Raw genomic sequence first — 15924 nt, 5'->3', positions numbered from 1 at the left:
TTCCTGCATCCACGGACACACCAAGATGTCATTCAATCTCTCCGAGTGGGCCCTGAAAAATAAACCGCTGGTGCTCTATGCCATGCTGATACTCGGCTTGCTGGGCGCCATTTCCTATACGCAGCTTGGGCAGAGCGAAGACCCACCCTTCACCTTCAAGGTGATGGTGGTGAATACCCTGTGGCCCGGCGCCAGTGCCGAAGAGGTTTCCCGCCAGGTGACCGAGCGCATTGAAAAGAAACTGATGGAGACCGGCGACTACGAGCGCATCACTTCCTTCTCACGCCCGGGTCAATCCCAGGTCATGTTTGTGGCCCGGGACAGTATGCGCTCTGCAGAGATCCCCGACCTCTGGTATCAGGTACGGAAAAAGGTCAGCGATATTCGGCACACGCTGCCCGGGGATATTCAGGGCCCGTTTTTCAATGACGAGTTCGGTACCACCTTTGGCAATATCTACGCGCTGACCGGTCAGGGATTCGACTATGCGCTCATGAAAGATTATGCCGACCGATTGCAGCTTGCGTTACAGCGCGTCGACGACGTCGGCAAGGTCGAGTTGCTGGGCCTGCAGGATGAAAAAATCTGGGTAGAAATCTCCAATGCCAAACTGGCCTCCCTGGGGATTCCGCTCTCGGCAGTGCAGTCGGTGTTGCAGGCCCAAAACCAGATGGCTGATGCGGGTATTGTGGAGGCCGCCAGCGATCGGGTACGCATCCGTATCAGTGGGCAGTTCCGCAGTGTTGACGAAATCCGCCAGTTTCCGATTCACGCCAACGGGCACACATTAACACTCGGCGATATTGCCAACGTACAGCGTGGCTTCAGTGATCCACCGCAGCCGCGTGTCCGTTTTATGGGCGAGGATGCCATCGGTATCGCCGTGTCCATGAAGTCCGGCGGCGATATTCTGCAATTGGGTGAACGGCTGGATGCCGCCGTGGAAAGTCTGCAACAGGACCTGCCCATCGGTCTCTCCCTGAGCAAGGTATCCGACCAGCCGGCGGCGGTAAAAAGCGGCGTGGGCGAGTTTGTGAAAGTGCTGATCGAGGCACTGGTGATTGTGATGCTGGTGAGTTTCTTCTCGCTGGGCTTCCGCACCGGGCTGGTGGTGGCGCTGTCGATACCACTGGTGCTGGCGATGACCTTTGCGCTGATGAGTTACTTTGATATCGGCTTGCACAAGATTTCCCTCGGTGCACTGGTGCTGGCACTGGGACTGATGGTGGACGATGCCATCATCGCCGTGGAAATGATGGCGATAAAAATGGAACAGGGTCTTAGCCGGCTGAAGGCAGCAGGCTTCGCCTGGACCAGTACCGCGTTTCCCATGCTCACCGGCACCCTGATCACCGCCGCGGGCTTCCTGCCCATTGCCACCGCACAGTCCGGGACCGGTGAGTACACCCGCTCGATTTTCCAGGTGGTGACGCTATCCCTGCTCGCCTCCTGGGTAGCGGCAGTGGTATTTGTGCCCTACCTGGGTAACCGCCTGCTGCCGGAACACGGCGGGCACGGGTCGACCTCTCAAAATGATCCGTACAGCAAACCCTTTTATCAGCGCTTCCGTCGCATACTGAACTGGTGTCTGCACTATCGAAAAACCGTATTGCTGCTGACCGTTGTAATTTTTATAGGCTCCATATTTCTGTTTCGCTTTGTGCCTCAACAGTTTTTCCCCTCCTCAGCTCGCCTCGAGTTGATGGTGGATCTGAAACTGAATGAGGGCGCCTCGCTGCACGCAACCGAAGAGCAGGCCTTGCGATTGGAGGAATTGCTTTCCCAGAATCCGCTGGTGGAGAATTACGTGGCCTATGTGGGCACCGGCTCACCGCGGTTTTACCTGCCACTGGATCAACAGCTGCCCGCCGCAAGCTTTGCGCAGTTTGTCGTGCTGACCCGCAGCGTGGAAGAGCGGGAACAGGTACGCCAGTGGCTGATCTCCACCCTGGGCGAACAGTTCCCCGCGGTGCGCACCCGGGTATCCCGCCTGGAGAACGGTCCGCCGGTGGGTTACCCGGTGCAATTCCGGGTTTCCGGTGAACATATCGGCGAGGCCCGCCGCATCGCCCGCGAGGTGGCTGCGGTAGTACGCGAAAATGAAGACGTGGCCAACGTCCACCTGGATTGGGAAGAACCCAGTAAGGTGGTAAAACTGGACGTCGACCAGGCACGGGCACGGGAAATGGGTGTGAGTACAAATTCACTTTCCCGCGCATTGCAGGGGTCACTTTCCGGCACCGCGGTTGGCCAATACCGCGAAGACAACGAGCTGATCACCGTCGCTGTACGCGGCCAGGAGCGGGAGCGGCAGGCGCTGGAACAGCTGGGTAACCTGGCGGTACAGACCGACGCAGGAAGGTCGCTCCCCCTGAACCAGATCGCGACTCTCGACTACGGCTTTGAGGAAGGGGTTATCTGGCACCGGGACCGCCTGCCCACAGTGACGGTGCGCGCGGATATCTACGGCACCCAGCAGCCGGCAACCGTGGTCGCCAGTATCTGGCCACAGCTACAGGCACTGCGCGATACACTGCCCCCAGGTTACCTGCTGGAAATCGGTGGCAGTGTGGAGGAATCCGCGCGAGGCCAGGATTCCGTCAATGCCGGTATGCCGCTGTTTATTTTTGTGGTGTTCACCCTGCTGATGTTGCAGCTGCGCAGCTTCTCCCTGTCCACCATGGTGTTCCTCACCGCGCCGCTGGGAGTAATCGGGGTCACACTGTTCCTGCTGCTGTTCAATCAGCCGTTTGGTTTTGTCGCGATGCTCGGCACCATTGCCCTGGCCGGCATGATCATGCGCAACTCGGTCATTTTAATCGACCAGATCGAGCAGGATAAACGGCAGGGACTTGCGCCCTGGGATGCCATTGTGGAATCCACCGTGCGCCGCTTCCGCCCGATTGTGCTCACTGCACTGACGGCTGTGCTGGCGATGATCCCGCTATCCCGCAGTGATTTCTTCGGCCCCATGGCGGTGGCAATTATGGGCGGTCTGATCGTGGCCACCGCACTGACGCTGCTGTTCTTGCCCGCGCTCTACGCGGCATGGTTCAGGGTTAAGAAATCCGAGGAAAGCGATTCATCGGAAAGTGCCTTACCCGCAACCAGCAGCTAAGTGAAAACTGCTATATGAAACCAACTATGTGAATCCAGCAAAAAAGGCTTCCGGAACGGAAGCCTTTTTGTTTCAGTCGCGGGAAATCGCTTATTTGCTCATTCGCTCATCTCGTGAAAGTCCTGCAACTCCTCGATCACCTGAAACAGGCGATCGGGTCTGTCGGTCATAATCCCATCCACACCCAGTTCTATCAGTCGGCGCATCTCGGCCTCGTCATTGACCGTCCACACATCGACGCGCACACCGTGATCCTGAACCTGATGCAGGCTATTGCGATCCACCAGGGCAATGCCATCGTACTCGGTGGGAATGTGCAGCGCCTGGTAGCGCGGGCTCAGTAGCCGGAACACGCGTAACTTGCTGGCTGTGGCAAAGACCTTGACTTCATCGGAGCCAGCCCCGGTAGCCACCTGCGGGCAGTCTTCGCGCAGGGCATCCACGGCGCCCTGATGGAAGGAAGATACAATCACCAGGTTGCTTTTGTTGTATGCCTTCAGCTTGTGACAAAGTGAGCGCGCTGCTTCGGGATTCGGGGTTTTCAGCTCGATCACCATCGGGTAGCGAGGATAGGTCTTGAACACTTCATCCACAGTGAGAATACGCTGGGGATTGTCTCGATAGGGGTAGCGACTGCCATCCTGGCTCCAGTTGTAAGCCACATTCAGCTGTTTGAGCTCAGCAAGGGTTTTATCGCGTATGCGCCCTTTGCCGTCGGTGGTTCGGTCGACGGTATCATCGTGCATCAACACCAGTTCATCATCGATGCTGGCATGCACATCCATTTCCAGAACATCCACCTTCATCTCGGCCATTTTCTGTAAAAAAATCGGCGTGTTACCCGGGTAAAGTCCCTGGCCGGAGTCATCCGCATGGGAAATCACCAGCGGCCGGCGAAAACCTTCCGTTTGATAGCTGGGGAATTGCAGTCCGGTGTAGGGTGCCGGGCGCGCAGCGAGATAACGCCAGCCGAGAAATCCCAACAGACAGATCAGCAGCAACAACAATAGACGTTTGATCATTCAGCGTTCCAGAGTCGACATCAGTTTATCGGGGCGGTCGGTAACGATTCCGTCCAACCCCAGGGTAATGAACTTTTTCATTGCGGCGGAGGTATTTACCGTCCACACGGAGAGGGGCAGCCCACAGCGCCTGGCAGCTGTTACAAAACGGTGTGTAAACACCGGTATGCCATAGTAGCGCATGGGTAATTGCATGGTCCGATAGGCGGGTTTAAGAAAACGCTCGGCAAACACCAGCTGTGCAACAAAAAACAATAATGCTTCGGGTAAAGTGGCCCCTGTAGCAACGTCGGGGCAGAGCTTGCGGAAGGTGCGAATCACACCGTGGTGAAATGAAGAAACAATAACGCGCGAATGGCTGCCCGCCCGCTCGATCGCCTTCGCCAGCGCCTGCGCCGCGCGCGGGTCATCGTTCTTCAGCTCGACAATCATCGGCACTTGCGGGAACTCGCTAAACGCTTCATCAATGGTCATCAGCGGCTGGGGATCGTCGCGATAGGGAAAGTGATGCCCGTCTGATGACCAGTGATAGGCTGCATTCAGTTCTCTCAACTCCGCAAGGGATTTGCCGGTTACCAAACCACTGCCATCGGTGGTGCGTTCAAGGGTACCGTCGTGGAGTAATACCAGGTGACCGTCTGCGGTAAGGTTCACATCAATTTCCACAGCATCGACCCCGAGCGCAACCATTTTGCGCAGGTACAACCGCGTATTGCCGGGACAGAGCCCGCGCCCGCGCTCATCCCCATGGGCGATCACCATTGGGTTCGATCGGTTTTGACTCAACCAGCCTTGAATATCAGTCAACGGGGATTTGCTCAGCCGGGATCTTTCTTGCGGCCACTTTGCGAGCAGCCTGTTCACGCCAGCGCAAGTAGCGGGCTTCAAGCCACAACGGGAAGAAAATGACAATATCGTAGACACGAACCAGCATGGCACCGGTGCGAAGAATGCCGGTGCCGGCAAGCCGCAGAATAACTGAGAGTAAACGCAGAGAAAAGGCCACAAAAAACCCGATGAGCGTGCGGGTCGACGCAATAAATTTCTCCAGCGGAATAGCCACGAAGGTGAGCATAAACGGCAGGACAAAACCCATTCCCATCTGCGCCGCAGTGATAATCCAGGAAATGCCACCCGCTGAAACCGCCGCGTCCTCGCCGGGCGACTGGGCGCTCACGGCCAGATCTTGCTGCATCAATATTTCACGCATGAATGCGAGTCCCGCTTCCAATGTCGCGAGGAAGAACAGCAGAAAAAACGCAGCCCACATCATGCGTGTGCGGATTTTATCGTGCAGTGCACTGATAATGGGGAACAGGCGAGTGATTCGCAGGCACTCCATCACAAACAGTCCCATGGTAATTTCCACCAGGATAATCACCAGCGCAGAAATATCCGCAACCTTGAAGTTTCCGATATAGCTGGTGCCACCGACCATTTCGGTCATGGGCCGAGCGATCAAATGAAAATTGATCAGCGCCCCACCCACTGCGATAGTCAGTACGAACGCGGAGATAAAAAACTGACTCAGGGAAGACGAGGACAGCATGCGTTGCGCGCGGTCACTCCCCTGCAGGATTTCCTCATAGCGCTCCATATGCCCATCAATCACTTTGGCACGCTGCTGCACGGTAGTGACCGTCTTGTTCACTTTGCCGAGGCTTTTCAGAATAGATCGCCAGGCGGGCATCATGCGCTTGAGTAGCTGATGACGCTCGCGCGCGGATTCACGATAGGCTTCCAGTGCCTTGCCTTCCGCCTTGCGCATGGATCCGTGAATGGTCTCCAGTACATCGCCCACCACCGGGTCCTGCTTGGCCGGAATCTCGGCAACCGCCTTGATGGCCTTTGCCCAGTTAGTCGGTTCCGGCGGTACTTCGGCGCTGCGCACATAGTCTTCGTCGATGGCGGTGAGCTGCTCGCACAGACGGCGGTGTAATGCCGGGTATTGCGCAAGCTCTTTTTTCATCGCCCCTTCAATTCGATCAAAGTCCCGCTCTATCTGCCGCTCGGTGGTCTCTCGACCTGCGGCCAGTAGCACCTCACGATTACGCAATTGCAGTCGCGCCTCAGCGGCGGCAACGGCGTTGGCACCCAGTCGGAAAGACTGGTGAAAAAAGCGCGCCAGCGCATAAATTCCCTGATGCACGGGCTTGCGTGCCAGGAACAGCGCAACCAGTGCAATCACAAACCACAACCATGGTGGCAAACTGTGGAATAGCTCGGTCATGGTACAGCTTCCTCCCTGCTGACAGGCAGCAACGTTATTGTGTGTACAGACCCCGGTACGTCCTTTATGGGTTCCCGTCAGATGCTACCAACTGTATGAATCGGATTCCCGTGGACAGTCCCACAAATGCTGTGAAAAGCACGGTACCTGCGGTGAAATAGAGGGGGAATTGGCAGGAAAGTTCTCAGGAAGATGCATTGCACGCCAAGCAATCGAATAGCCCTATCGGGTGGTTCAGTCGAGGCTCTTGTTGAAGCGCAGAATTGCGAGGGTCATCATCACCGCAATGAAGGCCAGCAGGGCCATCAGGTCCGGCCACAATTCGAGGATATCTGCACCGCGCAGCATAATGCCCCGAATCAGGCGCAGGAAGTGAGTGAGAGGCAGAATTTCCGCCAGCCACTGGGCCGCCCCGGGCATACCTTCAAACGGAAACATAAACCCGGATAGCAGAATCGAAGGCAGAAACACAAAAAAGGTCATCTGCATTGCCTGAAACTGAGACTGAGCACGGGTAGAGATCAACAGCCCCATCGCCAGGTTGGCGAGGATCAGTAATAGCGCGGCCAGGTACACATCGAGCAGGCTTCCGCGAATAGGCACACTGAACAGAAACAAACCCAGTATCAGGATCAGGCTGGTCTGGATGAGGCCGATCAGGCCATAGGGCAGAACCTTGCCAATCATCAGTTCCGCGCTGCTCACGGGGGTCGCTATCAGCAATTCCATATTGCCCCGTTCCCGCTCCCGCACAATCGCCACAGAGGTGAACATCACCATGGTCATGGTAAGAATGATACCGATAAGCCCGGGGACAATGTTGATCGCAGAAACCCGCTGCGGATTATAAAACGCAACAATGCTGATGGCGCTTTGCGGGAAGGGTACAGAGGACTGGCGGTTGGGTAACTGCGTATTATTTTCCGGCGGAGGCTCGCCAATGGGAATCTGGGCCAGCTGTGCGGCGGCGCTCTGTACGACCGTATCACTGCCATCCACCAGAATCTGAACCGCCTCCTGACCAACCGCAAGGCGGCGTTCAAAATCAAAGGGAATGACCACCCCCACACTGATTTCTCCGCGCCGCAGCATTTCCATCAACTGCTCTGGCGTTTGCGCCGGTGCCACGGGCTGGATCACCTCCGTCGCCAGCATATCCATCACGAACTGGCGCGACGCACTGGTACCGGATTGATCCGCAATCGCCGCGGGCAGATGCCTTAAATTAAGGTTGATAGCGTAGCCAAACAGCACCAGCTGCATGACCGGGATCCCCACAATCATCGCCAGGGTCATCCGGTCCCGCCGCATCTGGCGGAATTCCTTGATCAGTACCGCGCAGAGGCGACGCAGGTTCAAGTGCGGCCCTCCTTTTCCGCCGCAGCTCCGGTACCGGTCGACTGACGGTGGGTTACCGAGACAAACACATCCTCGAGGCTGGCGCCGATCGGTGCAACACGCACATCGCTTTCCTGCGCCTGCAATATGTTCTGCAGCTGCTGCCGGGTCTCGGCTGCACCCTGTTTACCGTCGGTCAGGATCCTCAAGCTGTTGCCAATCTGTGCCGCACTAATGATTCCCGGTACGCGCAACACCTGCTCACGAGCTGCACGCTGATTGTGCGCTTCCACCAGTAAGGTCCGCCCTTCCAGCGCTCCGGTCAGTTCGCCGGGGGTACCATCGGCAACCAGTCGACCGCGATCGAGAATGGCCAGACGGTGGCAGCGTTCGGCTTCATCCATATAGTGGGTGGAGACCAGAATTGTCGTGCCGCTATCGGTGAGCTCGAATAACTTTTCCCAGAAGTCCCGCCGCGATTCCGGATCCACCGCACTGGTCGGTTCATCCAGAAACAGTAGTTCCGGTTTATGGATCACCGCACCAGCAAGGGCCAGGCGCTGCTTCTGGCCGCCACTCATGGTTCCGGCCAGCTGTCGGGCGCGTCCCTCGAAGTGGTACTCCACCAGTAAGTTGTCAATACGCGATCGCGCCTGACGCGCCGGTAGATTCTGGACCGCCGCCAGAAACTCCAGATTCTCCCGCACCGTAAGATCGGCAAACAGTGAAAACTGCTGTGTCATATACCCGATGTGCTGGCGAAGGACTTCCGCCTGGGCAGGGATTTGCAGGCCCAGAACTTCAATCTCGCCCGCCGAAGGTGTCAGCAATCCGCACAACATGCGAATGCTGGTGGACTTGCCGGAACCATTCGGCCCGAGAAACCCGTAGATCTGTTGGCGGGGCACCGTAAGATCAACCTGGTCTACCGCAACCAGGTTGCCAAACTGCTTGCTGAGACCTCTGGCGCAGATCGCAATTTCACTTTCCGCCATTGTAGGGCTCTGGATCGCGTGGCATATACGCATCAGCGTCTTTATCGGGGAGCGGACTGTGCGTATCTGGCTGAGTATCTGGCCGAATGTCGGGCGTGTAGACGGAATACGGATCCTGCGTGTCAGATTGAAGACCCCCTTGTGGATACTCCTCCTCACCGACGGCGCCCGGCAGGAATTCCACACGCAGGGGCAGACCAGCGGGTAGCTGCGTTGCCCGCGGATCATTGCGCAGCTGAACTTCGGCGATATAGCTGAGGCGCGCCACATCATCACCGGTGAGCGCATAGTAGGGGGTGAAGGAGGGTTCGTTACGTACCATACGCACGCGGCCGTCGAACAGCGACAAGTGATCCTGTTCAGAGTGCGTCGCAGCGGAACCGCCACGGTCAACACTGCTATCCAGAATAATCCGCGCGCGTCCGCCAACAACAACATCCCGCCGCAGTGACTGGGGTACGTATACCCGCGCATAGGGGGTTTCGCCACTGAGCAAAACCACCAGTGCACCACCGATGGGGGCCTCATCACCCAGCTTGAAGGGAATACTATCCACCACGCCCGCACGAGGCGCGCGTAGTTTCAGTTTTTCCAGCAGAACCCGCTGTGCCTGAGCCTGGGCGCGCGCCGCAGCCAGGGACGCCTCGCCCTGATCAATATCTTCAGCCCGGGTGCCGCGCTCCAACTCCAGCAATTGCTCCTGCGCCGCTCGCACCTGGGCGCCGGCACTTTCTGCGGCTGCGCGGGCGCCGTCAATATCTGATCGGGATGCATAATTCTTTTTGCCAAGGGCAACCAGACGCTGGTAATCCGCCTCGCTATCCACAAGGTTTGCACGAGCCGCCACAAGACTGGCTCTGGCACGCTCGATTTCCTCAACCCGAGGACCCACGCGTAACTCGATCAGCGCAGCCTGTGCCCGTGCAACCGCGGCCTCTGCATTGTGTAGCTGTGCCAGAGCTTCCGAAGCATCCAGATCAAGCAGCCGCTGCCCGGGCCCTACCCGCTCGCCCTCGCGTACATAAACGCGCACAATTTTTTCTGCCGCCGGCGCCGGCAGCACAATCCGATCCCACTCCAGGGTACCCAGTGCTACGTCTTCTCGCTCGGCGCAGGCCGTCAGGAAAAGCAGAATCGAGAAAACGACACCTTGCGGGTTCAGGCGGGATAAACACATCGCTGCATCAGAAACGCCATACAAGCAGAGCCTGCACGGTGCTCTCGGTAATATCGACGCCGAGCTTGTTGCGCCAGTACTGGTACTCTATCCCCACAAAAATCTGCTTGGGGCTGTTGAAAAGCGTCTTGCCCATGTCCCAGCGAAACTGGGGCTGGGCGAAAACCCAGCTTTTAACATCACCGAACTCGCTGGTACGGTTGTGGATATATTCAATATGCCCCTCGATACTGAAATCCTGCTCACCAATACTGAAAGGAAAGGCACCGTTGAAGTCGATCATGTAGCTATCACCCTCTTTGGGTGCGCCATCACCGTAGCCAATGTCTTTGTACCCGGTAATATCCGTATTCAGGAACGCCTCTCCCGGTAGTTTCCACGCCACCCGCACACCGGGTAAAAACTTCTCGACATTGGCATCCGACGAGAAATTAAATCCCGCGATCACTCCCAGATCCTTAACCGGCCCAAAGCTCAGGTCACATCCGGTTATCTTTCCGAGGCTGAAATTTGGATACCATTCCGCATAGACATCGGAGTCATTGAAACCATCGCGTGCTCCGTCATTGATAAAATCGACGAAGAAAAAGTTATCGCCATACTTCCAGCCACTGGCATGCTGCAGGGTGAGAATGGTCGTGCTGGTTTTGCCACCATCAAACGGGTTCTTGAGGCGGCCGTACTGCAACTGCGCTTCGGTTGTCGACCACTCGGCGGCCAGCGCAGGGAATGCCACCAAATTGAGGGCTATGAACAGGCCCCCGAAAGCTTGCCGGAAACCGTTCATTCCACTTCTCCAAGAAATCCGTGTTTGAGAAGGTCCGCCCGAATCTCGGCAACCTGATCCCGGGTTACTTCGTTTGAGGATGTACCCCATGCCGCACGCATAAAGTTCACCAGTCCGGCAATCCGTGCATCGTCCAGTTCGTGGGCGAAGGCTGGCATTCCGGCGCGCGCATTGGAACGGCTCATGCGCTGCACCGGTAGTCCCCGCAGGATCACCGCAATGGTGTTATATGGATTTTCACCGCGAATACCCGCATTGCGGTTCATCGGCGGTGCAAAGGCCAGTGTTATACCGGCGCCCTCGCGCCCGTGGCAGGCGGCGCAGTAGGCGACAAAATCAGCGCGTCCCTGCCGGTACTTGTCCGCAGCGAGGGTCGCATCACCATCATTCACCGCAATTGCCTGGGAGTCGTCCAACAGATAGGTGATCATCGCATTGATGTCACTTTCAGAGAGATGGCTCAGGCTGTGCTTGACCACGCTGAACATTTCACCGAAAGCCATGCCCCGCTCGCTGGCACCGGATGTGAATAGTTGCCGCAGATTATCCCTGTCCCAACCCTGGCGCTGCAGGGCCTGAGGGCGGATATCCACAGCGTCCCACCCCTCGAGAATGTTGCCCGCGAAAGCGTCATCCTGCTTCATTGCAAATGCAAAATTACGCGGTGTATGACACTCACCGCAGTGTCCCAGGGTATTGACCAGATAATTGCCCCGCTGCCATTCAGCGCTTTTTCCTGCGACTTGTGCCAGTGGCTTCCTGTCAAAGAACGCCCAGTTCCAGCTTTTCAGACCAAACCGCAGGTTCGCGGGGAAAAAAAGATCATTTTTTGGCGCCACATATTCAACCGGTGGCAATTGCATGAAGTAGGCGTACAGGGACGCAATATCTTCATCGGTAATCAGGTAATAAGAGGTATACGGCATGGCCGGGTAGAGATTGCCATGCATCCCCACTCCACGACGCATGGATGCAGTAAAGTCCTGCAGGCTGTAGTTGCCGATACCGGTCTTTTTGTCCGGCGTGATGTTTGTCGAATAAAGAATCCCGAAAGGGGTGTGGAAGGGCCTGCCACCGATAAATGGGCGTCCGTTGGTTGCGGTATGACAGGCAACGCAGTCTCCGGCGGTAGCGAGGTAGCGCCCCTTTTCTACCGGTGTTTCAGCAGTCGCAGTGCCAATGGCCAGTATGCAGGACAGAAAGAGTGTCACCCGGAACATTTAGTCGCTCTCCTTCAGTAAACCAGGAGTCGATTCAATGACTTCCTTCACCGCGCGAAAGTAGCGCACGTAACCGGTACAGCGACAGATATGTTCTCCCAGTGCCCCTTCGATTACCTGCTCCACCCTGTCCGCCGACACTGGCTCGCGCCTGAGTCCGTCGATCAGTGCGGTCGCAGCGTTGACGAAACCCGCCGTGCACCAGCCGCACTGGAAAGAAAAGTTGCGCAGAAACGCTTGCTGCACCGGCGATAAAGACAAGAGTTCGCCATCACCACTCCGTTCGGCCTGCCCCTCAACGGTGGTGACTTTGCTCCCATCAAAACGCCCGACATTATTGATACAGCTGCGCACGGGCTCCAGTGCACCATCTTCGCCCTCCACCACTATGGTGCAGGCGCGGCAGACACCGATACCACAGCCAAGTTTGGTGCCAGTAAGGTTCAGGTACTCCTGTAGAAAATCCAGCATGGAGGTGTATTCGTCCACGTCCACGGGGCCCACCTTCTCCCCATTCACCACCATTGAAACCGGAATTCTCGCCATTGTTCAGTTTCCTCACAGCACCTGGGGGTTGAGCGCACGACGCAATTTTTCCGGCGAAACCGGCGTTTCGTTGAACCGCTTTCCGGTGGCCTGATAAATGGCTTCGACCAGTGCCGCAACAATCGGAATCATCACTACTTCGGCGATACCCTTATGCGGGTCCTGTTCCGTTTCCGGGGGCAGAATGTCATGCTGCTGATTCCATACCGGAACGTGTTTCGCGAGCGGTACCTGGTAGCGGTTGAGATTCCAGGTGCCATTGCCCGCGCCATCCCCCAGAGTTGGCAGTACTTCGTACAGCGCATGGCCGATTCCCATGGCCACCCCGCCTTCAATCTGTCCTTCCACCAGCTGGCGCACGATGGGGCGGCCGCAATCCATATAATTCTGCAGTCCGTGAATAGTGACTGCCCCGGTCCCCGGATTGACAGCCACTTCAACCATCGCAGCGGTCGGTGCGTAGTAGGTGACCATGGCGTTGTTCAGGGCCGTAGGCGGGTAACGCACGGCACGGCGCTTCACTACTTCGTATTCGCCGGCCAGAACTTTTTGCGAACGCCCCCCACGGCGCAGGGCCAATCCGTCGACGCTTCGGGTCTGCGGAACGTCATCAATATCAAAATCAGCTTCCGCCCACTCCCAGCGATTGAAGCTGTGCACCATGACCCCGGTAACACCGCCACTGCGATGCGCCTCTTCGGCCAATTGCGGCAGAGACAATGGCTGCCGCTTGCCGTAATGCAATTTGCCCTCTCGCCACTGAACCTGTGAATCGTCCATGTCCGTCAATTTCCACAGGCGTCGGGCAGCAGGCATTAGCCCTTGGGCAAGAAGGATCTGTGCCGCCTGCTGTGTTGCGTGACTCTGAAAATAGGCCGACATGGATGCGGCACTGGCCATTGCGGTTACCGGTGTCCACAGGGGGTCAGAGGACATCTGATCCTGGTGGTCCTGGCTCATGGTGTATGGGCTTTCGGTCTGGAACTGCTGCAATGCATGCCAGGCATCCACCTCACCCACGTCACAGCGATGCGCCGGCTGCCCGAGAATACTTTCCACCAGCATGGACTGGGAGGTACTAATCCCGGTACCCATTTCCATGAACTCTACCGCGATGGAAACTCGGCCCTCAGCGTCAAACTGCACTGCCGCACTCGGCGCTGCGGCTCCGGTGCCGTAATCTTTGGTGGCGATAGCATATCCAGTGCCAAACAGCAGCCCGGGATTCTTCTGTTCGAACGCCTTTTTACGCTCCGCTCGCTCAAGCCACATCGGGTGCTTGCGGGCACGCTCCAGTAGTTCCGTATAGCGAACCCCGACTCTCGGCACCGCTCCCTGAGTATTGCGCCAGCCGTTCTGAAAGGCATTGCGCAAGCGCAGCTCGATCGGGTCAATACGCAACTCTTCCGCCGCCTGATTGACCATCATTTCCATCGCGGACATGGTCTGCAGGGTGCCGTAGCCGCGCATGGAGCCAGAGTCCACATTCATGGACTGGTTGGCGACCGCGGAAATATCGTTGCGAGGCAGATAATAAATACTCTGAATGGCACTGGCCCCGACCATCGACACAGACGCGCTGAAGTTCTGCCGACCGCCACCATCGACCTGCATTTCGGCAATAAGGGCCTGAAACTTCCCGCTCTTTCTGTCCACGGCCAATGTGTTGCGCATATGAAAGGGGTGTCGTTTAAGTCCCGCCTGGAACTGCTCAAAACGGTTATTGGCCAAACGCACCGGCGCGGTCGCGAAAAGCCCGGCAACCAAACCGTAATACGGAAAAATTGAATGGTCTTTTGCGCCAAAGCCACCGCCGACTACCGACGAGTGCACCACGATATTTTTAATGTCGGAGCCATAGCCGCTTTCCGCAATCATATGGGCCGCCAGCTCCTGAAAATCCTGCGGCGATTGGCTGGTCAATACCAGGTGTAGCGTCTGCTGCGCACTATCGAACCAGACATTGGATGCCTCGGGCTCCATCATCATCGGGTCGATGATCTGCGTATGGTATTCACCTTCAACCAGGTGCCAGTTACCGGAGCCGGCTTCATCCCGGGACTGTTTACGAATTTCCTGCGCGTAAAAGATACCCCGTTCGCTGACGTCCCCGGCCTTGTTGGCATCGGTCGGCCACGCCACCTTGCGGTTATGATAATTGGGAAAGAAAAGGCCATCCTGCAGGGGAGAATAGAGATCAGCTCCGCCCGGTCCCTCCGGGCCTTCCACACGAATAATGCGCCAGCTGGCGTATGGATCTCTTTCCACCGGAGGTGTCTGCTCGCCGTACCGAATGATCTGCTCATTGAACTGCAGAGCCTGTTTTGTGGCGGCATATTTTTCGAAATCGTCGAACAGCAGAATGGCGACTGCGTGACCGTAATAAAAGGGAGACTCGCCCTCCGGCAGGAGCATCGCATCACCGTAAAAAGGCGGTAGCTTCAGCTTCTTTTCTGTCAGCGATTTTGCGGTCACTCTCGCGTAGGGTTGAGCATTGGGGGGAAGCTGGCTCCAGTCGATCCCGCTAAAGCGCCGCTCTACCCGATTGCATCGCAATACATAGGCATAATGCTGCTGTTGTTTCCACCCGGGCATATCCGCGGCACGGAAATCCCGCCCAAAGATTTTCTGTCCGGTAACTTTAGCGATACCGTCCATGCGAAATGCAGGCTCATCTCCTACGCCCCGCCAATTCGGCAGGTTATTCGCTAACTCCGGTGTTTCGGCACTACTACGCTGCCACAGCGCAGGCACAGCGAATACACTGATACCGGCAACGGTACAGACCTTGATAAATTTTCGCCGATCCGCACGGAACCCTTGCATAGTCTTCCTGACTGATTGTCGTGGATTTTCGGTAATGAATGTTTCCCGCGACAACACCGGGAGACAGGTCGTAACATGAACCAGCACCCTGAATGGGTACCTACAGCAAGCGCTTGTCTTTTAATTAAGCACGGTGATCAAGCACACTCTCACTCGCGCCATCCATGAACTAATAGCTCTCCCGACGCCGAACTTCCAATAATCGGATCACCTGTGGCGCGACTTCTATCTCGACCCTTGTTATTGCTCAGGCCAGCGCCAAACCTAACGGCGGGAGAATAAAGCCCGAAGATAAGGACCCATTCACCAACAAATCCTGCCAGGGAAAACCAAAGTCGCTATCTGGTCCGGCCAAGAATAGAAATTTGTTTCAACAAGCACGCAAATCGTTTGCGCAGGGAATAATCCATTATTAAAAACTCATTTCTTAACAAAAAATAATATGTGATATATGTCACAACAATCATCAGCACCCCAAGGCAAGCCGACTACACTCCATACAAATTTCTCAAGGAATGAGATTTTCCACTTAACGGACTTGCGCAAACTCTTGAAAATGGGGCAATTAGCGGTAACCGCCCGAACTAGAAGTAAGAGAGGTGAGCAGCGGGGAACACCCCTGTGATCATAGGCGCATAAATCTCCACCTGGGATCATCAGCGACT

General features: G+C 56.6%; 11 protein-coding genes. 1 reads left to right on the top strand and 10 read right to left on the bottom strand.

Features of this window, described 5'->3' with window-relative positions; translation table 11 throughout:
* Positions 1–25: 25 nt before the first annotated feature.
* Positions 26–3118: an efflux RND transporter permease subunit gene (locus ACXAG1_RS06200; protein WP_475119244.1), complete on the top strand. Its 3093-nt coding sequence runs from the start codon at positions 26–28 to the stop codon at positions 3116–3118.
* 98 nt (positions 3119–3216) lie between these two features.
* Here ACXAG1_RS06200 and ACXAG1_RS06195 read toward each other — a convergent pair whose 3' ends face one another.
* The 10 genes from ACXAG1_RS06195 to ACXAG1_RS06150 form a co-directional block, all read right to left on the bottom strand.
* Positions 3217–4140 carry a glycerophosphodiester phosphodiesterase family protein gene (locus ACXAG1_RS06195; RefSeq protein WP_475091990.1) on the bottom strand — a complete coding sequence of 308 codons (924 nt, stop codon included), beginning with the start codon at positions 4138–4140 and terminating at the stop codon, positions 3217–3219.
* Complete coding sequence (locus ACXAG1_RS06190; protein ID WP_475119345.1) at positions 4141–4902, bottom strand: glycerophosphodiester phosphodiesterase family protein; 762 nt, start codon at positions 4900–4902, stop codon at positions 4141–4143.
* A 37-nt stretch (positions 4903–4939) separates the two neighbouring features.
* The gene (locus ACXAG1_RS06185; protein WP_475119243.1) at positions 4940–6370 is read right to left on the bottom strand and encodes a hypothetical protein; all 1431 of its coding nucleotides are present in this window, start codon (positions 6368–6370) and stop codon (positions 4940–4942) included.
* A gap of 234 nt (positions 6371–6604) precedes the next feature.
* On the bottom strand, positions 6605–7729 hold the full coding sequence (locus ACXAG1_RS06180; protein ID WP_475119242.1) for an ABC transporter permease: 1125 nt from the start codon (positions 7727–7729) through the stop codon (positions 6605–6607).
* A complete protein-coding gene (locus ACXAG1_RS06175) occupies positions 7726–8703 on the bottom strand; it encodes an ABC transporter ATP-binding protein (protein ID WP_475119241.1) in 978 nt (325 codons plus the stop codon). Before ACXAG1_RS06175 ends, ACXAG1_RS06180 begins: the two co-directional genes overlap by 4 nt.
* The gene (locus ACXAG1_RS06170; protein WP_475091985.1) at positions 8690–9880 is read right to left on the bottom strand and encodes an HlyD family secretion protein; all 1191 of its coding nucleotides are present in this window, start codon (positions 9878–9880) and stop codon (positions 8690–8692) included. The genes ACXAG1_RS06175 and ACXAG1_RS06170 overlap by 14 nt, the downstream gene beginning before the upstream one ends.
* A 7-nt stretch (positions 9881–9887) precedes the next feature.
* Complete coding sequence (locus ACXAG1_RS06165) at positions 9888–10667, bottom strand: outer membrane protein OmpK (RefSeq protein ID WP_475119240.1); 780 nt, start codon at positions 10665–10667, stop codon at positions 9888–9890.
* Complete coding sequence (locus ACXAG1_RS06160) at positions 10664–11887, bottom strand: c-type cytochrome (protein WP_475119239.1); 1224 nt, start codon at positions 11885–11887, stop codon at positions 10664–10666. Before ACXAG1_RS06160 ends, ACXAG1_RS06165 begins: the two co-directional genes overlap by 4 nt.
* Positions 11888–12433 (bottom strand): (2Fe-2S)-binding protein, encoded by a 546-nt coding sequence (locus tag ACXAG1_RS06155; protein WP_475119238.1) that lies wholly within the window; start codon positions 12431–12433, stop codon positions 11888–11890.
* Positions 12434–12445: 12 nt separating this feature from the next.
* Positions 12446–15259: a xanthine dehydrogenase family protein molybdopterin-binding subunit gene (locus tag ACXAG1_RS06150; RefSeq protein ID WP_475119237.1), complete on the bottom strand. Its 2814-nt coding sequence runs from the start codon at positions 15257–15259 to the stop codon at positions 12446–12448.
* Between the last annotated feature and the right edge of the window lie 665 nt (positions 15260–15924).

The organism is Microbulbifer sp. ABE4_465 (assembly GCF_056160765.1).
The sequence above is the reverse complement of the archived record's forward strand: the minus strand, read 5'-3'. Positions and strand labels throughout refer to the sequence as shown.